Here is a 23884-nt window from a genome sequence, read left to right on the forward strand (position 1 = left end):
GCTTTTCCAGCCAGCGAGACCCAGACCCAGCGAGACCCAGACCATGAGTGAGACTATATCTGAGCTGATTCAGAACCTCAGCGATCCAGCCGTTGAGGTTCGGGCTGGCGCTGCCAAAATGTTAGGTGAACATGGTGCAACCGCTAAAGCAGCGGTTCCCGCTTTACTCAAGGCTGTTAACGATCGCTCTGCGGCAGTCAGAGACAGTGCGATCGCCTCCCTCAGCAAAATCAACCTTGGCTCCACAGTTTCGGCTCTGATTCAGAATTTGGAGGATGAAGACGATCGGGTGCGAACTAGTGCCGCTAGAGGCATTTCTACGATGGTAGAGCGCTTCGAATTGCCAGCTTCGACCAAACAGCAGGTGTTTCAAGCTCTAGCCCAAGCCGTAAATAACCGTAGTTGGTTTGTTCGTTCTACGGTGATGGCAACGCTGGGTGAGTTAGCTCCGGTGGATGAAGTGCTGCCGATTTTGATCGCGGGCTTAGCCGACGTAGAAGCAGAAGTTCGTCAAGATGCCGCGATCGCGATTCAGTGCTTTGGGGATGAAGCCGAGGCAGCCGTACCTCACCTGATCGATGCCTTTTGGCATGACATTGAGGTTTACGCAGCTTCGGCGCTAGGCAGCATTGGCCCTGGAGCGCAAGCAGCCATCCCGCGTCTTTTAGAGGCGCTTGAGCGAGGGCATGAAGATCTGAGAGCGCGGGCGGCTGAAGCGATTGGAGAAATTGGTTCTGCTGCCGCCGTACCTGCATTAATCGAATTTTTGCAGCAGGAAGATGCAGGTCTCCGCCGAGCAGCGGCTGAAGCGCTTCAAGGTCTTGGACCTGTCGCCACCGCTGCTGTCCCCAACTTGATTGTGGCGTTGGAAGACAAATCGGATGAGGTCAAGGCAATGGCGGCGAAAGCCTTAGGAGAAATTGAATCGGAGAATACGGCGATCGCGGAGCTGCTCATGCCGTTGTTACAGGATGAAGCGGCATCAGTGCGAGCTAGTACAGCTTATGCCCTGCAACTCATGGGCAAGCATGCGGAAGTGGCTGTGCCTGCCTTGATCGAAGCCTTTAGGGATGAAGTGGAACGAGTTAGCCAAAGTGCTGCCAGAGCTTTAGCCGAAATTGCCACCCCCGAAGCTAAGGAAGCGATCGCTCGTTATCGTCAGTGGTCTTAAGTCCTGATTTGGCCTGTGCGTCCAGCGACGTTGACCACGGCTGCTACTAGCTCAGCGGGTTCAATGGGCTTAGGAATATGCATTTGGAACCCGGCTGAGAGTGCCTGGATGCGATCTTCCAACCTGGCATAGGCAGTCAGGGCGATCGCCGGGATAGTACCCCCTTGCTCCAACGCCAGTTCCCTAACTTTACGAATGAGGGCATAGCCATCTTCATGAGGCATGCCAATGTCACTCAGTAAGACATGCGGCTGGAGGCGCTCAATGGCCTCTAATGCTTCACTAGCAGAAGCGACAGACGTAACGCTAGCACCGCATTGCTCTAGCACAGCCGTCACTAATCTGCGTGCATCCACTTCATCATCCACCACTAGCACCTGCAAGCCACTTAGAACAGAAGTACCTGGAAACCCGACCTCATCGCCCGCAGTAGAGCGGAGCCTATCTAAATGCTTCAGTTCTCCGGGAATCATCATTAAAGGCAAGTTCACCTTAAAAGTAGATCCCTGACCGTCGCCTGTGCTTTCCGCATAGACGCTGCCCCCATGCAGCTCCACGAGGGTACGCACAATGGCTAAACCCAAACCCAGCCCGTTTTGCAGTCTCGTAGTAGAACTATCCGACTGACTAAAGCGGTCAAAAATATAAGGTAGAAAATCAGCAGTAATTCCTTGACCTGTATCGCTAACTGTAATTTCTACGTGGGAATTAATACGCTCTAGACAGACTTGAACTTGGCCTCCCCCCGGCGTAAACTTCACGGCGTTAGAGAGCAAATTCCACATCACCTGCTGGAGTCGATCGGAGTCTCCAGAAACCGAGCCTGCGGACGGATCAAGAATAGTCTGAATCCGAATCGCTTTGGCATCAGCAGCAGGACGGACGACATCGATCGCGGCCTCTACTACAGCAGCAAGTTCTACAGGACGAACGTTGAGGCGCAGCTTACCTTGAATGATGCGCGAAATGTCTAGGATATCGTCAATTAGTTGGGCCTGAAGCTTTGCGTTACGCTCAATCGTCTCGATCGCATGTTCTGCCTTAGCTTCGTTGAGCTGGCGCGATCGCAGTAGCCTAGCCCACCCCAGCATGGCATTCAACGGAGTCCGCAACTCATGAGAAAGAATAGAGAGAAACTCATCCTTGGCCCGATTTGCTGCCTCTAGTTGTTCAGTCCGTGCCGAAACCCGCTGCTCAAGTTCGGCATTCAGCGCTTGAATCTGTTTTTCAGCTTGCTCTCGCTCTAAAATTTGCTGTTGCAGAGCCTGGTTTGTTGCCTTGAGTTGGGCTGGGCTGGGCAATGCTAGAGCTTGAGGCACCAAAGGAATGAGTTCGATCGCTGTGTAAACCGACACCATCGCTGTGGCAGCCTTGAGCGTGCCTGAGAGCCAGTAGGTAGGGTGCCACAGCGTCCAAATCTCCATTAAATGCGTGGTACCGCAGGCAATGATAAACGAGCCGAACAGGAGAAAGACCCAGCTAAACGGCAGGTCATCTCGCTTGCGGACAAAGTAAAGCAACGTAATGGGAATTGAATAGTAGGCTAAAGCAATTAGAGCATCAGCTAATAAGTGAAGCCATACCAAACCTGGCTGCCATAAGTAACAATGTCCGTGGGGAATGAAGGGTCCTGAAGAAAATAGGTTATTCAGGAAGGCTGGCATACGATTTTCCTGGGTACCGAGGGCGATTTAAGCTAGTGGGCATGAATTAGGGTTACGCTTGCTAGCAAGTATCTCCTATCAGTATTCCCGATAGTACCCTTGCGCTTAATCGCTATTGGCTCTGCTAATGCAGCAGAATCTATTCCTGGTAAATTTTAATACCTAATGTTTCGCAGTAAGTCCTTCATAGCGGGACTATTGCGAGTTGCGGCTGCCTATGCCACACGCTTGGTTAACCCATTAAGATTTTACGGAGCTTAACCTGCCATTTTTGATTTGCACGACGGGGTGGTTAGACATTCTCACCAGTTGCTCATCGTGAGTGGTCACGATCACTGTAATGCCAATCCCATTGAGCTTCTTCAGGATCTTGATCACCTGCCAAGAATTCTCTGAATCCAAGTTACCTGTTGGCTCATCGGCCAGCAGTAACGGTGGTGTGCTGACAACGGCACGGGCAATGCTCACCCGCTGCTGCTCTCCCCCAGACAGTTCATCAGGGAAGCAGTCGGCTTTGTCTTGCAGACCCACCATCCGGAGCGTGGGCTGCAACCGTCGCTGGATTTCTTTACGGGTATAGCCTTGGGCTTGCAGGACAAAGGCCACATTTTCAGCCACTGTCCGACGAGGAATCAGCTTGTAATCTTGAAAGACAATGCCAATCCGCCGCCGCAGCAGCGACAAGCGATCGCCCCGCAGCTTGGATAAATTGTAGTCATCCACAACTACATCACCCTGGTTCGGACGTTCTGCACCGTAAAGCAGCTTCAAAAACGTAGTTTTGCCAGAACCAGACGGGCCAGTCACAAACAAAAAGCTGCCCCGCTTAACTTCTAAATTCACGCCTAACAAGCCACGACTGCCATTGGGATAAGTTTTCGTGACGCTTTGCAACTGAATGATCGGTTTGGTGGCAGCAGGCTGCGGTGTGGAGTTGCCTGGGGACTGAGTGTCACTGAGCGGTGCCTGGAGGTGGGCATAAACATCGCTGGCTGGGGAACCAGAACTATTAGCAGCAGCCTGGGGAGATTTGCCGTGCAAAACCTGGGGCATAGAGAAAAACAGTGCCTTTGAGCAGCGTGATTGTGACGTAGAGATTATGGTAGCTGTTGGCTGACGGGATGTCTCTGGGTTAAGCGATAAATTAGGGCTCGAATTGCAAATTTTGGTAACGCCAGCATCCGTCGCCACCGCCAAGGTTCTTTATATAGCCGATAAACCCACTCCAAATGGTTGTCTCGCAACCAAGCAGGGGCTCGCACTTTCTCCCCTGCCCAAATGTCGAAGCTACCACCTACCCCAATCCAAACGGCTTCTGGGCAGAGGTGACGATGCTCGGCAATCCACAACTCTTGGCGAGGCACGCCCAAGCCAACAAAGATTAAGCGAGGTTGTAAGGTTTGCAGCATTTGTCGAAACTCTGGCTGAGCTTCGGCGGGAAGAAAACCATTTTGCACTCCCGCGATCGCCAACCCTGGAACTTGCTCTTGCCACCGTTTCGCCGCAGTCTCCGCAACACCAGGAGCACCGCCGTAAAAGAATACAGACCAAGGCTCGGCTGCTTGCCCTGCCCGCTGTAAAAGGGCTTCTGCGAGTTCAATCCCTGGACACCGTTCTATCCGTCGCCCTTGCGATCGCAGGTACAACACTACCCCAGCCCCATCAGGAATCACTAGCTCGGCTTGACGAATGATGTTAGCTAAAGCAGGAGAATCTTCTGCCTGCATGGTCATTTCCGCATTGAGCGTGACGACATGCACTCCTCGTTTTTCTTGCAGCCGAGCGGCAAGCCAACCTGCATAGTCGTTCGATAGGTGAACTGGAAGGCCCAGTACAGGAAATGGTTTGAGTGCTTCAGACATGGACCGCACTTGCACTGCCTCACGCATCTAGTAATGGTTGTTGAGTAGCCCTCTCAGGCGCTAGATTTTACCGCACTCTAGCCCGGAGCGCTACTAAATTGCTGCTGGTTTCGCAGTTTTCGTTTCAACTACCCATTACAGGAGTGCTCGTATCAAATCCTGACAAATTCTTTATAGGGCAACTTTAGTACGGAAAAGCCGAATCAAGACACAGGAGCCTAAGACACTTCTAAGCGATTTACTAGTGCTTACTCTGCTTCATGTTTATGTGCCAGATGCCAATTTAGAAAATGATTAATATCTCCGATCGCATCTTTAATCCGCCAGCGCAACTCAGTTTGGCCACGGAGTTCACGGAGCAGAATGGGTTTGACAAGGTGTTTCTCTAAACGTTGCTTAGTGCATGCAACATATGCAAGTCCTAAACAAGCATTAGCACATACCTTACTATCTGGATGTTCAGCCAGACGTAGACATACATCTTGTGCATACTTCCAATCCGGAAAATTTTCGCCTACTGCTACTGGTAAGACTATAAGCTCTTCTACCGAGCCAAAACTTAGTATTTCCTCGATCTCCTCCCGATTACTAAATATAGGAAGAGGACGATAGGTGCGAGCGGTACATGGTAGCGAATCGGACTCTGGACTACTCGTTAATGCACAAGCGTTTCATGCTGTTTCTGATTCAGCATTGGGGTTATAAAGAACCAATTCGTAATGTTCGACTGTTGGGAAAGGTTGGTAGAAATGATGCAGTAGAGAACACCACTCTTGGTACTCCGGTGATTGTCGGAAACCAACTGTGTGATCTTCTAATGTTTGCCAATGTACAAGCAGAATATATCGATTTACATTTTCAACACAACGTTGCAATTCATGAGAAATATAGCCCGGTATAGAAGCAATGATGGCTGAGGCAGTTTTGAAAGCAATTTCAAACTCTTGACTCAAACCAGGTTTAATATCAAGAATAGCAACTTCTAATATCACAAACTGAGGTTTTTTGTGAGGTAGTAGGCTTTGAACCTGCTTAATTTGTTATATCACCTTTCAAATTATGTAAGCAGCTATCGCTCCACCAATGTGTATTTGGCAAATGATTCAAGCTTTAAAGTTCGCCAAATAAATTGATACAAAAACCAAGAAAAGCGATCGCTTGAATGAAACTTAAATTACAGAAAACAGTTCAAAAATACGATTTCATAGTTTTAGAACTCGCAGCGCTTTAGAGAGCCATCAGCATACATTTCCATTGGGACGAGTTCAAGCTTACCGTTTACTTTTACTTGGGAGTAAACAATTTTAAGAAAAGGAGATTTATTTTGATTGCAGCGACGGGACATACAAAGCACCTCGTAATAGGAGTAAGAAATGAGTAATTTGTCTGCTCCTAGCTTCAATGTATCCATTTGGCCGAGCAGACCACTTCTGCCAAATGATTTGTTTCGTCTCGTTCTTTTTCCCTAACTCTTGTTCTACCGGATTCCTCGTAAAGATACGGACATGACTTCAAATATTCCAATGAAGATATGGTGAAATTACTGGGATCGATCGCACCAGAGGCAGCGATCGCGCTTTTGGTATAAATCGTTCTTAAACCGGGGATAATAAAGGTACTCAGCCTGTAGCTCAGCAGGCTTTGGCAACGCCGCGATCGCATCACTCAAGCGTGGCCGAAAGACTAAAATTGACTTCTACAACTTTAGGCTCAGTTCTCCAAGTAACCGAAACATGGCAACCGCATCCCTTGATTTGCAAGCGCGATTAGATGACTACTACCGCCAAATCAACACCATCATCCTGACGCGCCAAAATCCCATTACAGGGTTGCTACCCGCCAGTACAGCGGTCAATGCTCATGGCGACTACACCGATGCCTGGGTGCGGGATAACGTCTATAGCATTCTGGCCGTGTGGGGGCTGGCACTGGCTTATCGCAAAGTAGACGAAGATCAAGGGCGTACTTACGAACTAGAGCACAGCGTCGTGAAGTTGATGCGCGGCTTGCTGTTTGCCATGATGCGGCAGACTCATAAAGTCGAGAAGTTTAAGGCGACACAATCAGCGCTAGATGCACTCCACGCCAAGTACGACACTCATACTGGCGATACGGTCGTAGGAGATGGGGAATGGGGCCACCTACAGCTCGATGCTACCTCCTTGTTTTTGTTGATCTTGGCCCAGATGACCGCTTCCGGACTGTCTATCGTCTACAGCATTGACGAAGTCAACTTTATCCAAAACTTGGTCTACTACATCGGGCGGGCTTACCGCACCCCAGACTACGGCATTTGGGAACGGGGCAACAAGACCAACCACGGCAATCCAGAGCTAAATGCTAGTTCCATCGGCATGGCGAAGGCAGCGCTGGAGGCGATCAATGGTCTAGATTTGTTTGGCGTGCGGGGTAGCCAAGCGTCAGTCATTCACGTGTTACCCGACGAGATTGCGCGGGCGCGAATTACCCTAGAATCCCTATTGCCACGGGAATCTGGTTCTAAAGAAATTGATGCGGCTTTGTTGAGTGTGATTGGTTTTCCTGCGTTCGCTGTGGAAGATCGCCCGTTGATGGAGCGCACTCGCAACGCCATCATTAAAAAGCTGCAAGGCAAGTACGGCTGTAAGCGTTTCTTGCGAGACGGCCATCAGACAGTTTTGGAAGACACCACCCGCTTGCACTACGAACCTTGGGAGTTGCAGCAATTCGAGCATGTGGAATGTGAGTGGCCGTTATTCTTCACCTATCTGCTGCTGGATGGCTTGTTCCAAGGCGATCGCACTCAAGTAGAAGACTACCAAGCCAAGCTGAAAACATTGCTCGTCGAGCAGGATGGTCTGCACCTGCTGCCAGAGCTGTACTACGTCCCCCAGGAAAGTATTGATGCCGAGCGCCAGAATCCCCAGAGCCAGAAGCGTTTACCCAATGAAAACATCCCTCTGGTTTGGGCACAGAGTCTCTATTTTCTCGGCTGTATGGTCAGCGATGGTTTAATTGCCTTGGGAGATATTGATCCCCTAGGACGGCATCTGTGCGTCGGGCGGCATCGCGAACCGCTGATTCAGATTGCGATGCTGGCTGAGGATGAAGCCATTCAGGAGAAACTCGCGGCCTATGGTATTGCCACCCAAACTCCGAAGCAGGTAGAACCGTTACAAGTTCGCCATGCCACTGAGTTATCGGCAGCGTACACCCAGATTGGTCGCAACGACAAACTTGCTCTGAGTGGTCGGCCTATACGACGGCTCCGCAGTCTCACCACTTGCCGCGTCTTCCGTATTTGTGGCGAAACGATTGCCTTTTTGCCTTCTTGCCTCGATCCGCAACAGTTTTATCTAACACTGGACTACCACTTTCTAGTCGCTCAGATCAAAAGTGAGTTGGCCTATATTCAATCCCATTGGTGTCAACTTGGTAGACCCACTCTCACATTGCTAATCACCAAAGCAATGCTAGAAACAGGTCGCGGAGCGCTTCTGGATTTGATACAAGAGTTGCAGAATGGCTACTGCAATGGCATTGCTGTTCGCTTGGGACGACTGAATCAACTGATCCTGACGGCAGGAGTTGAGCGGATTGATTTTCTGCATAATTTTGAGTTTTCTAGCACTTCAGTTCAAGATGCTTCGCCTGTTTGCTCGTACTTGGCGCTCAATCCAGAGAAGAGCGGCCCCTTGGGTTACACTCAGGAATTTGTCTTGGAATGTGAAACCAACATCGATTTGCTGCTGAGCAGGTTGCGAGAGACGGAAAACATCTACGAGCAAATTGAACTCTTACAAACCTTGGTAAGGTTGCGAGGGTTAGAGTTTGAGACGGGGTTTGAAGGCCCGCAACGCTCGGTGACAGTAGTTGATCTCCTCAATGAGGTCTACACCAAGGCTGGAACGTTGCAATTGTGGGCGGTAGTTCGCCGAGCAGCGGGTTTGCTCAATAAAGTAGATATTGGTTTATCGGATGCGGTGACTGATATTTTGGTGCGGCAAAAGCAAATTACGGTGGGCAAGTCCTACAGTGAGGCTTCTTTAATTACCCGTCCCATGTCTTACACCGAGGTGATTGACAAAATCAAGGAGTTCTGCGGTGAAGACATTCGCGATCGCGTGCTGACTCAAGAAATCTTGATCTACTGCGGGTTGCTGATCCAATCGGAACCACAACTTTTTGATGGTTTGCTGACGCTGCGAGTGGGCTATCTAATCTTATTAATTACCACTGCTTTGTCCCGTGAATTGCAAGTCACCCAAGACGAAGCTTACGAACACTTGATGGAACTCAGCCCCTTCGAGCTAAAAATGCGCCTCCGCCAAGTTTTAGCGGGATACGAAGGTTTGAATCAGACCTTGTTCCAGCAAGAATCGTTGCATGTCAAACAACAACAGGCGATCGAGTGGGTGGTGTTGCCAGAGCAATCCGAATCGGAGTCACCTACTGGTAGTTGGTTACAAAAACGTCAATTGGATGGAGCGCTCAATCGCGTGCCGGAAGACTTTTACTTCAAAGTTTGGCGAATGCTGAAGCACTGCAAAGGCTTGGTAATTGGCGACAAGCTAGAGCGTCGCAACCGCTTGGATAGTCATTTGATTTTGGCGGAGATGACACCTGGAGAACCCAACTTTGCTTTGCGCGTAGAGCACCTGCTAAACAAGATTCCAGCGCCAGAGTACCGCCAAGTGAATATCGAAACCTTAATGGAATTGGCCGCGATCGCAGAACGCAACCCCAACCTACAAATTGAAGAAGCGATCGCACTTGATGTGTTGATCGGTCACGCAGTGCGCCTCGCTTGGCTAGACAAATTTCCCGATCGCGCCGACCAATACCCACAATACAAAGCCTCAGCTTGGCGATCGTTCTATGACACCTCACCCTATCTCTGTGCCAGCTATGTAGTTAAGGCTCTCCAGTTCTTAGCTCAGTTAGGCCAAGCCAACCCGGTCTAGCAGCGTGAGGTGCATTTAAAGCAGTAGGAGTGTAGCAACGAATCACTACACTCCTATACTTCAACCGCTACACATAGAACCGGTTGTTTAACTAGCTGAATTAAACCGTCTCTTCCGTCTTCGAGCGATCGCCTTGCGCTTCTTCTTCTCGATCGGAGTCTCAAAGTGCCGTCGTCGTCTAATATCCGAAAAGATTCCTGCTTTCGAGACCTGACGCTTAAATCGGCGCAGCGCCGACTCAATTCCTTCGTTTTCGCCAACAGTCACCTGGGTCATGCGATTGCCTCCTGAGCTTGACTACTTGCTAGGTGGTTGTGAATCACCCCAGTGCATCTTCAGCAGAGTGAGACAAGGGCTGGCCTCTGCCTCACTCGCTCACAACTCTAAAGTTAAAAGCCTTGCTTTAAGACTGAGGTTTAGTAGCGGCGAGAGAATCCATCTCTGCTGCCACCACCACCGCCACCACCGCCACTTCTGCGGTTACCACCGCCACCGCCGCCGGGGCTTCTCTCTTCACGGGGTTTAGCTTTATTGACCTTAAGATCACGGCCCATCCATTCTGCTCCGTCCAGAGCTTCGATGGCTGCGGTTTCTTCAGCTTCGGTTGACATCTCAACGAAGCCAAAGCCACGCATGCGGCCTGTTTCGCGGTCTACGGGGAGTTGAACTCGCTTTACGGTACCGTATTCCGAGAAGATGTCACTCACATCCTCTTGGGTAACTTCATAAGATAGGTTGCCGATGTAGATTGACATGGAAAACTCCAGAATCAGAAAAAGTGTAGAGATTGAGATTCGGAGAGATGCCTGTCAATCTAAGAACAAACCCGTCAGCCGAAACTTAATGCTCACTAGACACGGTAGCACAGAATCTTTAGCCCTTCCAGGCCATCTCTTGTTCCGTTGACAAAAATGGCAAAGCTCGTTTTCGTTACTGAGTCTAGGTTTTGCTTCTTTAACATTAACTTGTATTAACTTACTTACGATGTTTCAAACTACTCGGCGGCGATTAGCTTTGTGGTACACCACAGTAACTGCTGTACTGCTGCTGCTATTTGCAAGTGGCTTCTATCTTTATGTTCGCAGTACCTTAATTGAGCGGATTGATGACACGCTCAACCATGTTGTAGAAGTGGTGCAGCGATCGCTAGTTCTAGAACCTGTGGACTTCCATAAAGAGGGTGGTCCTTTACGGATCAATATAGAAGCGAGTTTTCGCAACAATGCCGACACGGTCGAAGACGATCATATTGACTTAGAGTGGTTTAGCCCTGAGGGAGACCTGCTTTGGTCTACTCTTTCGGCACCGTTGAATGTAGCTCTGCATCCCAACAGTACTGGTGAAACGGTACATCTCCCATCGCAGCCTAGTGATGGGGTGCAGGAACCCGATCTGCTGCGGCAAGTGACGCAACGAGTCCAAGTAGGGCGGCAAGTGCTGGGGTATTTGCGGGTCAGTCATCCCTGGTTTGAAGTTACGAAACCAATTCGGCAACTAATTTTTGACCTGAGCTTGGGGACTGGCCTGATGGTTGTGGCAGTAGCAGCCATTGGCTGGTTACTGTCTGGGCTAGCAATGCAACCAGTGCAAGCTTCCTACCAACAACTAAAACAATTTACCGCCGACGCTTCCCACGAACTCAGAAACCCGATCGCCACGATTCAGACTAATGTGCAAGTAGCCCTCTCCGACCCCAATCCTGATCCGCAATGGCAGCAACAGCAGTTGAAAGTAGTGGAGCGTCTCACTCGCCGCTTGGGGCGCTTAGTCGACGATTTGCTATTTTTGGCGCGGCAAGACAGTGGCATAGTGCAGCCCCGTTGGACAACGGTAGCGTTGGATGCACTGTTGATTGACGTCGTGGAAGAACAACAAGCGATCGCCTTAGAAAAAGGAGTCAGTTTATCTCTAGATTTAGAGGAACCAGCAGAAAACCCACTAGAGCATCGTCCCCGCAATGGCAGTAAAGGCGAAATTCCTCCCGAACCTTTTACATTACAAGGCGATCGCGATCAGTTGGCCCGACTATTTACCAACTTGGTAAGCAATGCGGTGCAGTACACGCCCGTGGGTGGACAGGTAGAAGTGATGCTACAACAAGTGAAGCGCAATCATATCGTGCAGTTGCAAGTGCAGGTGCGGGATACAGGTATTGGCATTCCGTTGGAGGCGCTGCCGCATATCTTCGATCGCTTCTATCGAGTTGACCCTGCCCGCACCCACGAAAACGCTGAAACTAGCATTGCCAAACCTGCTACTACGGGTTCTGGTCTAGGACTCGCGATCGCGCAAGCTATTGTGGAAAATCATCAAGGCAATATTGTTGTTGAGAGTAAACCTGAGCAAGGAACCACGTTTATCGTCGCTTTGGCTGGTTATAACGCTTCGATCGCCAGAGTTTAAAGCCGTTCCTTGTTATCTAGTAGAGAAGACGAGATTAAAGCCCTAAAAAATAGAGGCTGCCCTTGTGGACAGCCGATTAACAGGAATGAGTCTATAAGACTACTGCTTAACTGCGTTTACTCGGCAATTTCTACCGAGCCATCTGCCAAGATTGTGAGGTTGTCGGGATCAACATAGTGGCACACAGCGTCATTCATGCAAATCAGCGCCCAGCCTGATTGGTCGATTCCAACTAATTTATAGTCTGTATCTTCAACAAAGAACCCCTTGTGGTTACGGGTTCCTGATTCAACTTGAACATTATACTTGTCTGTAATAGACATGGTTTTTCTCCCCGGCATTAAGCTTTTTTAAATTCACTATCGATGTGTTTGGTTCACATCTTCGCTTGATTCCTAAAAGCTTATCACTAGATAGAGAGAGTGATCATTAAGTTATTTAAGAATTTACTAAAAGATAAAGCAGCGTTTGTTACACAATTCAGGGATCATCAAGAATCGACGTTAACCTGTCAAGAACGAGCGATTTAACCAAGTGATTTGAGGGTTCTATGCTCTCTATCTTTAGGTAGAGGAGAAAGCCAAATCTCCTAGAGCTTAAAGGGTTTCAGTCAATTTAAAAGACTAAATTCAGCCAAAATTGCTACAGAAAGTAACGCAGTAATTTATTCAAGAGAGATACCGCTTACAAAACTCAACGTTACTGCTTGAATCAGCTAGGTATTTATTCTCAATTACAAAAGTTTATCTACTTAATTCTTGTTGTTTTAGACCACAAAAGCAGGCTTTCAAATAGCTTGAGGGACGCACTTCAGCCCAAGTAACTGTTGCTTTAGTGTCGCATTGCTGAGCATTGGATCAGTCCTCAAAGACCTGGCTTTGTAACGTAGACTTCATTAGTTTTTGGAGTTGGTTTATAGGCGATCGCTCTAAGTAGCCCACCTCTGAAGGGATGATGCTTAATAAAGTGCGAGTATGAGCAGGCAGAGAGAAAAAGCTTGTTATCTTGCTAGCTATCTCGAACTTGGACTGTGAGGGCAGTGAAGCATGGCATCTGGCTCTGATCGCTTGATTAGGATTGAACTCAGCGTCCAGGCGAACTCTGCCTTGCTGGAAGGATTGGAGGTATGGCAAGACTTAGGACTACTCTCAGAAGAGCAAGTTAAGCAGATCGGCGATCGCTATCTCACCTGTGCCTTACCGGAGCCCATTCCAGTTACCGATGCTTCAGTGAGGGATGCTGAACCTGACTCAGACTTTCTGATTGAACCAGTTGAGCGATCGTCGCGAAGACCCCGGATTAGAACAGGCGCTCGATCCTCTCCAGTTCGCTCTGACAGCGTTGCTAGCTCCACTAGCGTTGGTAGCACGACTATCAGACAAAGCAATTTCTTAGCCGAACGCCTGCAATCATTGATGGCTGAGATTAGTGTCATCTGGCTGCTATTCTTGGGCGTGTTTATGGTGGTGGTTTCGTCGGGAGTGCTAGCTGCGAGCCAGTGGCGCAACTTTCCTCCTACCGGGCAGTACTGCATTTTATTTGCTTATACTTTGGCCTTTTGGGTTGCAGGTTTATGGGCTACGAAACAACCCAACTTACAGCTCACAGCTCGGATGTTGCAGACGGCGACGTTGCTGATCATTCCGGTCAACTTCTGGATGATGGATGGGTTTAAGTTGTGGCAACAACCTGGAGGTGGAGCGATCGCGGTTATTGCAGCCTTTGGTCTGACGGCCTTGCTGCTGCAACTTTTGGGATTCAGACGCAACTCGGTCCACCCTGTAGCTACTTCACGTTGGCTCTTGCTAGATGCTGTGGCCTTGAGCTGGCTGCATTGGGGCTGGGGGTGGTCTGGATTTCCGCTAATCGCCACCTATCTGGGCACAGTCGGTACGGCGTTTGTATTGTTGCAGCAAGACCAAGCTTCGGCAGCTATCACGGCTCAGACAAGCTCAGAAGCGCGATCGCCTGACTCAGAAACCGTTTCCTCTTCAACAGCGGGGCAGACATGGCTAGCTCCTAGCATCATTGCGGTTGCAGCCTCAGCCTTGCTACTGATTGCCAGAGCTGTTTTGGTCGCCCAAGTTCCAATCCATCGACTAGGCTTGGCGGTGGGAATTTGTGGCTGGCTGTTGTGCTGGCTGGCGAGACAAAAACCAGGCAGAATTTTGTGGACTCAGGCAGGCGCAGCTTTATTGCTACTGGGATGGTTAGTCACAGTATCGGTACAACCGCCGTGGCAGGCGATCGCGATTAGTGGCTTGGCCTTGTGGCTGCTTAGCGATCGCTTACGGCGCTTGCCTCAAGTTGCCTTGCTCACCGCTGCTTTTCTAGTAGGGCTGCAAGGTTACTGGTTGCTGTGGTGGTTAATCCCGGTTGACGGGAGGCAAGCTTTTCTAAGTTGGAACGAGCAAATCGCAGGCAGTTCATTTACAGCAGCGAGTTTAGTTGGAGTTGGGTTCTTTCCCTACTTAGCGTTGACGCTAGTAGTAGCGCAGTATTGGCGACAACGGCAACAACCGCAAATAGCTGACTGGAGCGAAGCCTTAGCTTTAGGCTTGGGCATTGCGTTGACTTTGTTTAGTCTGACCAATCCCCTGCTGCGATCGCTCAATCTCGTGCTTTCAACTGTGGCGTTAGCGGTAGTGGTGCGGCAGCGACCTCAAGCTTCTTCTGGGCTAATTTACTTGACCCATGTCACGGGTTTAGCGGCGATCGCTTCTGCACTTGACCTCCGATTTCCCAATTTACCAACTCAGTTTTGGGCGGGAGTGTTGCTGGCGGGAGCGCTATTGGAGTGGAGTTTTACATTGGCTCCTCGTTGGCCTGTCTGGAAACGAAGTGCTTGGTATTTCGGCTTACTCTTAGCCGCGATCAGCTACACACTGTTCGGCAGCCTTTGGTTGAGTGAATCGAGTGCAGTAGGGCGTTTTTGGTTGCTGGCTCCTGCTGCCATGACTGGTTTGGCAACTCGCAGACAGTGGCCTCATATCCGCCAAGCAAGCTGGTTGAGTACGCTGGCGTTAGTGGTCGTGCAACCTTTGACGCTGGGCTTTGCGACTCCTCGCTTAATCGGCTTAGGTGTGGCGACTAGTTTAATGCTGGTAAACACTGATCGCTTGCAGCATTTGGGCGCAGCCATTCTCACCCTGGGTTTCAGTTTAGGTTTAGCTAGTGCGGTGATTTGGCAAGGTTTCTCGACTCAGCTTACATTGCCGATCGCGCTGAACTTGGTGGCGATCGCGACGCTAATCCTTTGGTTGGTCCACGATATTGGCCGTAGACAAACTCAGACTTTAGCCAAAATCTATGCTCAAGCCAGTCATGGTTGGGCGATCGCGCTCAGCATTATCAATCTGCTGATTTTGACTGGTTATGATTTAGCTCTTTACGGTAGGTTCGGCGATCGCTCTGTAGGTTACACCGTCGCGATCGCTTTGACGACGCTGGCGATTGGCTACCGCATTTGGCAGCAAGCGAGCAGTGTAGGGTTTTATGGCTTGGCTTGGGGCATCGAGCTACTCGTGGTTCGGCTGCTATGGTCGCCGGATGTCTCCTTAGTTCCTACCCTGCTGGAACGGTTGGCGATCGCAAATCTGGCTTTGGGATTGATCGCGCAACTAGCCAGTGATTGGTGGGTGAGGCGAACTCAGCAGCTTTATCTCATGAGTTGGCATGTGATTCCGGTAGTTTATGCGGCTTTGGCTCTGATGGGCGCTCACACTACCTTCACGGCTACTACGGGCTTATATAGCTTTGGTGCTGCTCTCATTGGCATTGGCGTGGGCCGACAACAACCTCGACTCGCATTAACCTACCTCTCAATTGTGGGTGTCTCGATCGCGGCCTATGAGTTGCTGATTTATCAACTGATGCAAGCGACAGGCGGCAATGCGGGCGATGGCATCTTATTGCTGGGGGCTTTGGCAGCTGTAATTGCGATCGGCGAGCGCCTGCTGTCCCGGTGGTTGGTACGCTACCTCCGCCTTGACGCGCCCCGAATTCACGCGATCGCTCACTTGCACTGGATTATCAGTAGCGGTCTCATGCTGCTAGCACTGTTCAATTCGCTCAGCTCCACCGGAGAACTGCTGTGGGTAGGGATTACGGCTGTGCTCGCCATCTATGCCCTCCGGGAAGGTCGAGACAGTGAGTCTTGGACTTACACCGGAATTGTCACCAGTTTGTTAGCGATTGGCTATCTGCTTAGTCTGTGGCTATCGGATGCCACTCTAATCGCTTGGGGAGCCGCGATCGCCAGTGCTATGGCTTATGGCATGTACGTTCTACCTTGGCAACGCGGCGGTTGGGCGTTGGAGCCTTGGCAGCAATCAGCCATTCTGCTACCTGGGGTGATCGCGGTTGCCAATGCGGGTGGGGTGAATTTGCAAAGTTTGCTGATTGTGGCAGCTTTTTATGCGTGGGTGGCCAAAACTCGCAATCAAGCACGGCTTAGTTATCTCAGTATCCTGCTGGCAGACTGGGCGATTCTGCGCTTTTTCAGCGATCGTGCCTTAGAGGAACCATTGTGGTATGCCGCCGTTTTGGGTGGGTCGCTGCTCTATGTAGCGCAAGTTGACCCAGCTTTGCGATCGCCCACGGAACGCGAGAAGCGCCATTGGCTGCGGAGTTTAGCCGTGGGTTTGATTTGTTTAACGGCGATCTATCAATCGGAAACTAGTTTAGCGATCGCCTTAGGAACGCTGGGCTTTAGTATTGGGCTGATTTTGGCTGGATTAACTCTGCAAGTCCGGGCCTTTCTCTACGTCGGTACGGCCAGCTTCATGATTCAAGTTTTGCGGCAAGTTTGGCTCCTAATTGACAACTACTCTTTGCTGCTGTGGGCGTTGCTGATTGTTTTGGGTTTAGCTTTAATTTGGATTGCGGCCACCTTTGAGGCGCGGCGCAGCCAAGTTTCGGCTTTGTTGCAGCATTGGGTGACAGCACTCAACGAATGGCAGTAACCCTGTAGCTGTGAGAAGCCAAGACCAAGCTAATCTAGAAGACTAGGATATTCAGTGGAACTGTAATGACTGCTGCAACAGATTCACCAGGCGAACTAGTCGTATACGATCGCCCGACGGTAGTAGAAACCAATAACCTTCGCAAAGTCTATCGCACTGGGTTCTGGTTCAATCAGCGCGTGGAATCCTTAAAAGGCTGCTCCCTTACCGTCTATCAGGGAGAAACCTTTGGCTTGTTGGGGCCAAATGGCGCAGGCAAAACCACTCTGCTTAAAACCTTGTTGGGCATTGTTCGCCCCACTTCTGGTAAGGCTTTTTTATTAGAGCGGCCCTTGGGCGATCGCTTGGTGAAGCAAAAAGTCGGTTACCTGCCAGAAAACGCCTACTACTACGACTACCTGACGGGCTGGGAGTTCTTGCAGTTTGTCGCGGGCCTCTTCCAAATTCCGCGCTCAGTGCAGCGGCAACGAATTCCGCAATTGCTCGAACTCGTCGGTTTGTCGCAAAAAACGACGCGCAAAAAACCACTACGGCAATATTCCAAGGGTATGTTGCAACGCATTGGTATGGCCCAAGCCTTGATTAACGACCCAGATGTAGTGTTTCTCGATGAACCGATGTCTGGGCTAGACCCGATGGGGCGTTACCAAATTCGAGAAATTATTCTGTCGCTGAAAGAGCAAGGCAAAACGATTTTTTTCAACAGTCACGTTTTGTCGGATGTGGAGCAAATTTGCGATCGCGTCGCCATCTTGGCTGAGGGCGAGTTAATCTGTGTCGGCTCCTTGAATGAGCTGTTGGGTACGGCTGACACTTACTACGTCAAGGGTAAAGGTGGCAGCTTGGATGTACTGAAGAAGCGCATGCTCAATCTAGAGTTTGAAGACGGATTTTGGGAAGGGAACCTGCGGGGCGATCCTTACGATTTCTTAGCCAGCCTCAGCCTCATGGGCGCGCAAATCATCACGGTCAGCTTAGCTCGGCCTACTTTAGAAGAGTTCTTTATGGAGCAGTTGCGCCAGCGCAATATTCAATCCACTCATTAAACCTAGCCGAGTCAGCCTGTAGCAAGATGCCGAGTCGGTTTCTGGCTTCTATCTCTTAACAAGAGACCTACTTTATCGAGAAGCTAAATAAGCAACTATGGCTGACCTCTTAGAAACTGCTACCCAGGCTGGATCGTTTACTCAACTCTTGAGTGCGCTCAAAGCGGCTAATTTAAACGACGTACTGAGAAACCCTGGCCCCATAACGGTTTTGGCACCCACCGATGAAGCCTTTGCCAAGCTACCGGAAGGCACCATCGATGGGTTATTGCAAGAACCGTTGAAGCTAAAGCGGCTCTTGACTTACCACGTAATCTCTGGCGATGTCCGCTCGGATGACTTGGCTCAGATCGATGAAGCTCCCACAATGGAAGGCTCGATTGTAGCGGTAGGGCAAGAGGGGGGCTTGAAGGTAAATGATGCCAATGTCCTGAAAACCGACATCTTGGCTGATAACGGCGTCATCCATGTGATTGATACGGTGCTGATGCCGACTTTGGCGATGGCGGAGTAGCCTTTCCAATAATGCTGTGGGTGTTTAGGTCACTGGCTCACTGAGTGCTCATCAGATTGCGACCTAACCCCCAGCCCCTTTCCTCAGAGGGAAGGGTAGCCATATTCAAAGTTCCTCTCTGACGCGGAGAGGGCTTTGGGGAAAGGTTTCGATTGCGTAAGATTTATGGTTTCAGGAAGTTTAAGGTTGAGTAGGCAGGTGAACGGTAAAAGTCGTCCAGCCATCTGCGCTCTCCACTTGCAAAACTCCCTGTAACTGCTCTACTAGCTTCTGCACTAGCGCTAGGCCTAAGCCTGTACCCCCCTGTTGCCAAGGATCGGCGTGAGGGACTCGGTAGAACTTCTCAAAAACTCGACCTAGTTGAGCGGCAGGAATGTTGGCTTGATTGCGAACCCTTAAAGCAATGACAGGCTGGGGAGTTGGGGCGATCGCTAAAGACTCAGATTCACACCAAGTACTCAGAATAATCTGATGACCTGCCGGGGTGTATTTGCAAGCGTTGTTGATTAACTCAGCTAAGACGCGCCCTAAGTTGGCATGGTCCGAAATCAGCGGTGGTAAATCGGCGGGCACATCCATGTGCAGGATTTGTTGGCGTTCTTGGATGCGGGAGCGAAACGGTTCAATCACGCTCGGTAACCAATCGGGTAGCAGAATCGTTTCTTCTAAGGCAATGCCATCAGCTTGTGACTCTAAGCGCTGGAGATCGAGCAGATCATTGATTAGCTCAATTTCCCGCGTACACTCCATTTGCAAAATTTCGAGATAGCGCTGCCGCCGCTCTATGCTCGGCGCAATCTTTAGCATTTGAATCGCCATCTTCATGTTGGAGACAGGGGTTCGCAATTCGTGGGAAACCGTGCTTAAAAAGTCATCCTTGAGTTGGTTCAGCCCTTCTAAAGCCTGGACTTGGGCTTGAGCAGCTTGATACAGCCGAGCTTGCCGCATAGCGATCGCACATTGGTTGGCAACCTGCTGCACAATCCGCACTTCTGACTCGTCAAAACAGGCTTGGGCAGATTTGCACAAATGCAGGCTCCCCAAAACCTCGTGATCATCGCTGATGGGGTAACTGAAAATTGCTTCCGGTTCCCCATTGGTTTGGGAGCGGGAATAGATGGGGCAAAATTGCACGCCTTGACCTTGTAGCAACTGCTCATATACATCGGGATACTCGGCGATCGGCACTACCTGACCTGAGTAAGTATGTGGGACTGCTGTAAATTCATAGGCGATCGCAGAAGTTTGTTGTGCTAAGTCATGCAGAGCGGTTTCACAGCGCTTCACTTGTAGTCCTAAACCGAGTTCCTGAACCGCAGTTTGCAAAATCTGCCCTTCATCCAGGCTGTCTCGCACTTTGTCTGTAATGCGCTTGAGTAACGACTCAAAACTCAAGGCTCGTTGCAGTTGTTGGGTGCGCTCTTGCACCTGTTGCTCTAGATTGGCATTCAGTTGCTGCACCTGTTGGTACAGTTCCGACTGCTGAATGGCTAAGGCGAGTTGATCGGCGATCGCACAACCTAAATCCACTTCCGAGTCTTGCCAGGTGTGAGGCGAGTCTCTTTGCGATAAAGTCAAGCTGCCCCAGAGACTACCTTGATACTGCAAAGGAATCAGCAACCAGGCACCTGGAAACTCTTCTGCTAGAGAGCTGTTGATCGGATCATTGAGCACCTGAGTATTGTCAATTCGTACCACTTCTAGTTGCTTCAGGCGAGCTGCCAAGGGGTTATCCGCATCCGGAATCTCCATTCCTACACCCGTAGGCACCAAACCAAGCTGCTGCTCGTACTCAGCGACATTCAGCCAAATTTGCCGCTGCGGTACATACTGCAAAATCGAAACATAATCAATTTGCAGCATCTGACCAATTTCTTGGGCTGCGGTCGCAAAGATACAATCGATGTCGAGAGAGTTACGAACTGCTTGAGTAAAACGATTTAAGGCTCGCTCCCGTTGCACCTGATACTGCGTTTGTTGGTAGAGCTGCTGAAGCTGCGTTTCTGCTTGTTTGCGCTCGGTAATGTCATTCAAGAAAGCAAGAGCACATCTTTCCCCGTCTATCTCCAAAACATCTACAGAGACTAAAGCATCTCGCATCTCACCCGACTTCTTGGCATATTTAGCTTCTAAGCTGCGGACCAAGCCTTGACGGTTTATCAATTCGATTAGCCTTTTTCTATCTTCCGCACTGGGCCAGATAGCCAGTTCTAAAACCGTATGATTAATCAGTTCTTCACGGCTATAGCCCACCAAGTCTACAAAGCTATTATTTACGTCAATAAAACGTCCCTCAGTGATGGTAGAAATGCTAATTGCGATAGGACTCGCTTGAAATATTTTTGAAAGCTTTTCCTCTGATTGACAAATTAGGAACTGCGCGTCTTGATTATTAGAACTTATGTCATTATTTGAAGGAGCCGGCAGCGCTTTTGTGAGGCTCGAAAGCTCATCCAGTGATGTTTTTAGAATGGCTGCTTGATCGGCAGAGAGTTGCTCAGCGAATTGAGCTAAGGAGGAAATTCGTTCCTGAATTGTCTCCATCCGTTGCTCAAAACTATGCAATTCCACACCGAACTCCTAGTACTTTTTAATCTTTAAGCTAACTTAATTCGTGCATCAATTGAGTGCAGATCATCTAATGCAACTTTTTCGTGAATAGCAAAATGAGGCAACCGGAACCCCAGCTGCCCCTCGCTTAACATTAGCTCTCAAACTGGCTTAAATATCATCCCTATAGGGAGATGATGTTCAATCAAGGAACGTTGGTTGAATGTCTTCTTGCCAGCAGTTGAACCAGAATTTCATCTGTTTGATCACGAAGCTACTTTATGACAAAGCTGCAGTCAGAATACAGCCTGTGCGAGCAGGAATGGTCAAGCTCAACTGGGAAGGATTCTCTTCACCCCACTCTAGTTGAGCGGAACCGTAGAGAATCTCACTGGGACGCGATCGCAATCCTGTCTCATCCCAACTAATATGGGCCTTCCCGGAAGCGGTTCCCACATTTACAGCGACAATCACCTCTTCGCCACCCAGAACTCTGGCAAAGACATAGACGGTGGTTTCCGCAAACAACACCTGATAGGCTCCCGTTCGTAAAGCTGCGTAGCGGTTCCGCAAATCAATCAGGTAGCGATGGTAGCTGAGAACATCTTGCTCCCACTTGTCTTCCATGGGGAAAGCTCGTCGTGAATCCGGATCAAGTGCTCCTGGCAGCCCCACTTCATCGCCGTAGTAGATACTAGGAGCGCCTGGATACGTCATCAGGAGAATCGTGGCTAGCTCTACACTGGAGCGATCGCCCCCCGCAATCGAGAGCAAACGAGCCGTATCGTGGCTGGCCAACAAATTCAACTGAGTCAACTGAATTTCCCAGGGATATAGCGCTAACACTTCCTGAATTTTCTCAGCGTATTCCTTGGCAAACAGCGGTGGATAAGGATGATATGAGCGGCCTTGCACCTGTTCCATCACCACGCGATCGCCCGCCGCAAATGCGATCGTAGGAGCAGCAAACAGATAATTCATCACGCCATCAAACTGGGTGCCATCTAGCCACTCGCGGGAATCTTCCCAGACTTCCCCCACAATGTAGGCTTCTGGATTAATTGCTTTGACGCGATCGCGAAACTCTTGCCAAAATCCGGGCGCTTTCACCTCAAAAGGCACATCCAAGCGCCAGCCATCAATGCCAAATTTGATCCAATATTCCGCCACCTCCATGATGTACTCGCGCACTTCTGGATTGTCGTGGTTGAACACGGGCAAAGCTCGGTTATTATCCCATCCTTCGTAATTCGCTGGGTACTCCCCGTTATAGGGGGACACAGGCCAATCGTGAATCTTGAACCAATCCACCCAAGGAGAATGCGGCCCGTTTTCTAGCACATCGTGAAAGAAGAAAAAGCCTCGACTCGCGTGGTTAAATACACCATCTAGCACCACGCGAATATCGCGCTGGTGAGCCGCTTCTAGCAGATCCCGAAAGGCTGCATTTCCCCCCAGCATCGGGTCCACTTGGTAGTAATCGTGGGTGTGATAGCGGTGATTACTCGCAGATTGAAAAATAGGGGTGAAGTAGATAGCATTAATCCCCAGATCTTTGAGATAGTCTAACTTCTCTATTACCCCCCACAAGTCACCACCTTTGTAGCCTTGCAGCGTTGGCATCTCGTCCCAGGCTTCCCAACTGGCATTTTTTAACAATTTTTTGTGTGGATGGTGGCTTTTGGCAAAGCGATCGGGGAAAATTTGGTAGAAAACTGCGTGCTTGACCCAGTCTGGCGTATAAATCTGCATAAGTAGCTCTCTAAGCCTCCACTGACAAGGTACAGGCACAAGCCATTTCGCAATTCTTTCCCCTGGTAGAAAGTCAGCGATTAATTGTGATTCGATGACGAAAACTTGACTCCTAGCCTTGTTGATATAACTCAGACCAATCTAGAGGTTCCTTATCCCCCGACTGGAACCAGATATCTTTAGGTGATTTGTTATGAAGCTCAAAATCCTGCAAAATACCGTTTTCAAATTACAAACTGCTCAGGCGTCCGATCTACCCGCTGACCAAAAAGAAGAAATCACCGCTGGACAATTACTCGATCTACACTCCTACAAAGTTGAAGGCAAGCTCATCAAAGTTTCCTTTAAAGATGTTGAGTTCAAAGGGCGCAATACTTGGTACGCCTTTGCCGATCATGTCCGCTTGGTGACTTCTCAAGAAGACGTGGTCGCCACACAACAACAGCTTTCACCCCCGACACCGGGCGAACTACCCCGCCAACACCGCATTAAAGACTTTCCTTATCTGGCCCAAACTGATAATCGCTACAATCCAGGCGGCTCCTGCAATGTCACCAGCGTAGCAATGTGTCTTTCTTTTTTTGGTGCTAAACCCACTAGGGAAGCCCAACTCGAAGATGAGTACTACGATTTCTTGATTGAGCAAGGTCGCTCCAGACACGATCCCTACGACTTGAAGTGGTTAGTGGAGCAAAAAGGCTATAAAGATGACTTCCGCGAAACTGCTTCGATTCAAGATGTGAAGAAGTGGATTGCTCAAGACAAACCCGTGATTGTGCACGGTTACTTCACTCGCTTTGGTCACATCATTGTTCTGGTGGGCTACAACGCTGAAGGTTTTATTGTTCACGATCCCTACGGTGAGTATTGGGATAGCGGTTATGAGATGAATACTGATTGGGATAAAACTAAAGGCAAAGGATTGGTTTATTCCTACAGCTTAATTGAGCGCACCTGCTCCCCCGAAGGCCCAGGCAATATGTGGTGCCACTTTATTTCTAAGTAGCTCTTGTTT

The 23884-nt window shown here is 49.7% G+C and carries 16 protein-coding genes; 7 read left to right on the plus strand and 9 right to left on the minus strand.

Features of this window, described 5'->3' with window-relative positions; all coding sequences use genetic code 11:
• The first annotated feature begins 43 nt into the window (after positions 1 to 43).
• The gene (locus NDA01_RS13375) at positions 44 to 1171 is read left to right on the plus strand and encodes a HEAT repeat domain-containing protein (protein WP_348228317.1); all 1128 of its coding nucleotides are present in this window, start codon (positions 44 to 46) and stop codon (positions 1169 to 1171) included.
• On the opposite strand, the gene NDA01_RS13380 is transcribed toward NDA01_RS13375, so the two are convergent.
• From NDA01_RS13380 to NDA01_RS13395, 4 genes are all read right to left on the minus strand, one after another.
• Positions 1168 to 2835, minus strand: coding sequence for a hybrid sensor histidine kinase/response regulator (locus NDA01_RS13380; RefSeq protein ID WP_348228318.1), 1668 nt, complete (start codon positions 2833 to 2835; stop codon positions 1168 to 1170). The two genes, NDA01_RS13375 and NDA01_RS13380, sit on opposite strands and share 4 nt — an antisense overlap.
• A gap of 240 nt (positions 2836 to 3075) precedes the next feature.
• Positions 3076 to 3888 carry a cell division ATP-binding protein FtsE gene (ftsE, locus tag NDA01_RS13385; protein ID WP_348228319.1) on the minus strand — a complete coding sequence of 271 codons (813 nt, stop codon included), beginning with the start codon at positions 3886 to 3888 and terminating at the stop codon, positions 3076 to 3078.
• A 44-nt stretch (positions 3889 to 3932) separates the two neighbouring features.
• Positions 3933 to 4697, minus strand: a complete 765-nt coding sequence (locus NDA01_RS13390; RefSeq protein ID WP_348228320.1) for a WecB/TagA/CpsF family glycosyltransferase — start codon at positions 4695 to 4697, stop codon at positions 3933 to 3935.
• Between the two features lie 671 nt (positions 4698 to 5368).
• On the minus strand, positions 5369 to 5689 hold the full coding sequence (locus NDA01_RS13395; protein ID WP_348228321.1) for an antibiotic biosynthesis monooxygenase family protein: 321 nt from the start codon (positions 5687 to 5689) through the stop codon (positions 5369 to 5371).
• Between the two features lie 741 nt (positions 5690 to 6430).
• Between NDA01_RS13395 and NDA01_RS13400 the strand changes: the two genes are divergently transcribed.
• On the plus strand, positions 6431 to 9640 hold the full coding sequence (locus NDA01_RS13400) for a glycoside hydrolase family 15 protein (RefSeq protein ID WP_348228322.1): 3210 nt from the start codon (positions 6431 to 6433) through the stop codon (positions 9638 to 9640).
• An 87-nt stretch (positions 9641 to 9727) separates the two neighbouring features.
• Here NDA01_RS13400 and rpsU read toward each other — a convergent pair whose 3' ends face one another.
• Positions 9728 to 9916 carry a 30S ribosomal protein S21 gene (gene rpsU / locus NDA01_RS13405; protein WP_190433231.1) on the minus strand — a complete coding sequence of 63 codons (189 nt, stop codon included), beginning with the start codon at positions 9914 to 9916 and terminating at the stop codon, positions 9728 to 9730.
• Between the two features lie 140 nt (positions 9917 to 10056).
• The gene (rbp, locus tag NDA01_RS13410) at positions 10057 to 10395 is read right to left on the minus strand and encodes an RNA-binding regulator (protein WP_190433233.1); all 339 of its coding nucleotides are present in this window, start codon (positions 10393 to 10395) and stop codon (positions 10057 to 10059) included.
• A 229-nt stretch (positions 10396 to 10624) separates the two neighbouring features.
• Between rbp and NDA01_RS13415 the strand changes: the two genes are divergently transcribed.
• Positions 10625 to 12043: a sensor histidine kinase gene (locus NDA01_RS13415; protein WP_348228323.1), complete on the plus strand. Its 1419-nt coding sequence runs from the start codon at positions 10625 to 10627 to the stop codon at positions 12041 to 12043.
• A 116-nt stretch (positions 12044 to 12159) separates the two neighbouring features.
• On the opposite strand, the gene NDA01_RS13420 is transcribed toward NDA01_RS13415, so the two are convergent.
• Positions 12160 to 12366, minus strand: a complete 207-nt coding sequence (locus tag NDA01_RS13420; RefSeq protein WP_190433236.1) for a hypothetical protein — start codon at positions 12364 to 12366, stop codon at positions 12160 to 12162.
• Between the two features lie 723 nt (positions 12367 to 13089).
• On the opposite strand from NDA01_RS13420, the gene NDA01_RS13425 reads away from it, so the two are divergent.
• From NDA01_RS13425 to NDA01_RS13435, 3 genes are all read left to right on the plus strand, one after another.
• The gene (locus tag NDA01_RS13425) at positions 13090 to 17007 is read left to right on the plus strand and encodes a hypothetical protein (protein ID WP_348228324.1); all 3918 of its coding nucleotides are present in this window, start codon (positions 13090 to 13092) and stop codon (positions 17005 to 17007) included.
• A gap of 65 nt (positions 17008 to 17072) precedes the next feature.
• A complete protein-coding gene (locus NDA01_RS13430; RefSeq protein WP_190433240.1) occupies positions 17073 to 18053 on the plus strand; it encodes an ABC transporter ATP-binding protein in 981 nt (326 codons plus the stop codon).
• Positions 18054 to 18150: 97 nt separating this feature from the next.
• The gene (locus NDA01_RS13435) at positions 18151 to 18567 is read left to right on the plus strand and encodes a fasciclin domain-containing protein (protein WP_348228325.1); all 417 of its coding nucleotides are present in this window, start codon (positions 18151 to 18153) and stop codon (positions 18565 to 18567) included.
• 180 nt (positions 18568 to 18747) lie between these two features.
• On the opposite strand, the gene NDA01_RS13440 is transcribed toward NDA01_RS13435, so the two are convergent.
• Entirely contained in the window at positions 18748 to 21138 is a 2391-nt protein-coding gene (locus tag NDA01_RS13440; RefSeq protein WP_348228326.1) for a sensor histidine kinase, read from the minus strand.
• Positions 21139 to 21396: 258 nt separating this feature from the next.
• The gene (locus NDA01_RS13445; RefSeq protein ID WP_348228327.1) at positions 21397 to 22869 is read right to left on the minus strand and encodes a glycoside hydrolase family 13 protein; all 1473 of its coding nucleotides are present in this window, start codon (positions 22867 to 22869) and stop codon (positions 21397 to 21399) included.
• Positions 22870 to 23062: 193 nt separating this feature from the next.
• Here NDA01_RS13445 and NDA01_RS13450 point away from each other — a divergent pair, with 193 nt between their 5' ends.
• A complete protein-coding gene (locus NDA01_RS13450) occupies positions 23063 to 23875 on the plus strand; it encodes a C39 family peptidase (RefSeq protein WP_348228328.1) in 813 nt (270 codons plus the stop codon).
• The last annotated feature ends 9 nt before the right edge of the window (positions 23876 to 23884 follow it).

It is taken from the genome of Trichocoleus desertorum AS-A10, from assembly GCF_039962155.1.
Classification (GTDB): Bacteria; Cyanobacteriota; Cyanobacteriia; order FACHB-46; family FACHB-46; genus Trichocoleus.

What these genes read in the sequence shown, in the direction of transcription:
- NDA01_RS13375 (WP_348228317.1), top strand. Translation starts at nt 44, where the DNA reads ATGAGTGAGACTATATCTGAGCTGATTCAGAACCTCAGCGATCCAGCC.
- NDA01_RS13380 (WP_348228318.1), bottom strand. Translation starts at nt 2,835, where the DNA reads ATGCCAGCCTTCCTGAATAACCTATTTTCTTCAGGACCCTTCATTCCC.
- ftsE (WP_348228319.1), bottom strand. Translation starts at nt 3,888, where the DNA reads ATGCCCCAGGTTTTGCACGGCAAATCTCCCCAGGCTGCTGCTAATAGT.
- NDA01_RS13390 (WP_348228320.1), bottom strand. Translation starts at nt 4,697, where the DNA reads ATGTCTGAAGCACTCAAACCATTTCCTGTACTGGGCCTTCCAGTTCAC.
- NDA01_RS13400 (WP_348228322.1), top strand. Translation starts at nt 6,431, where the DNA reads ATGGCAACCGCATCCCTTGATTTGCAAGCGCGATTAGATGACTACTAC.
- rpsU (WP_190433231.1), bottom strand. Translation starts at nt 9,916, where the DNA reads ATGACCCAGGTGACTGTTGGCGAAAACGAAGGAATTGAGTCGGCGCTG.
- rbp (WP_190433233.1), bottom strand. Translation starts at nt 10,395, where the DNA reads ATGTCAATCTACATCGGCAACCTATCTTATGAAGTTACCCAAGAGGAT.
- NDA01_RS13415 (WP_348228323.1), top strand. Translation starts at nt 10,625, where the DNA reads ATGTTTCAAACTACTCGGCGGCGATTAGCTTTGTGGTACACCACAGTA.
- NDA01_RS13420 (WP_190433236.1), bottom strand. Translation starts at nt 12,366, where the DNA reads ATGTCTATTACAGACAAGTATAATGTTCAAGTTGAATCAGGAACCCGT.
- NDA01_RS13425 (WP_348228324.1), top strand. Translation starts at nt 13,090, where the DNA reads ATGGCATCTGGCTCTGATCGCTTGATTAGGATTGAACTCAGCGTCCAG.
- NDA01_RS13430 (WP_190433240.1), top strand. Translation starts at nt 17,073, where the DNA reads ATGACTGCTGCAACAGATTCACCAGGCGAACTAGTCGTATACGATCGC.
- NDA01_RS13435 (WP_348228325.1), top strand. Translation starts at nt 18,151, where the DNA reads ATGGCTGACCTCTTAGAAACTGCTACCCAGGCTGGATCGTTTACTCAA.
- NDA01_RS13445 (WP_348228327.1), bottom strand. Translation starts at nt 22,869, where the DNA reads ATGCAGATTTATACGCCAGACTGGGTCAAGCACGCAGTTTTCTACCAA.
- NDA01_RS13450 (WP_348228328.1), top strand. Translation starts at nt 23,063, where the DNA reads ATGAAGCTCAAAATCCTGCAAAATACCGTTTTCAAATTACAAACTGCT.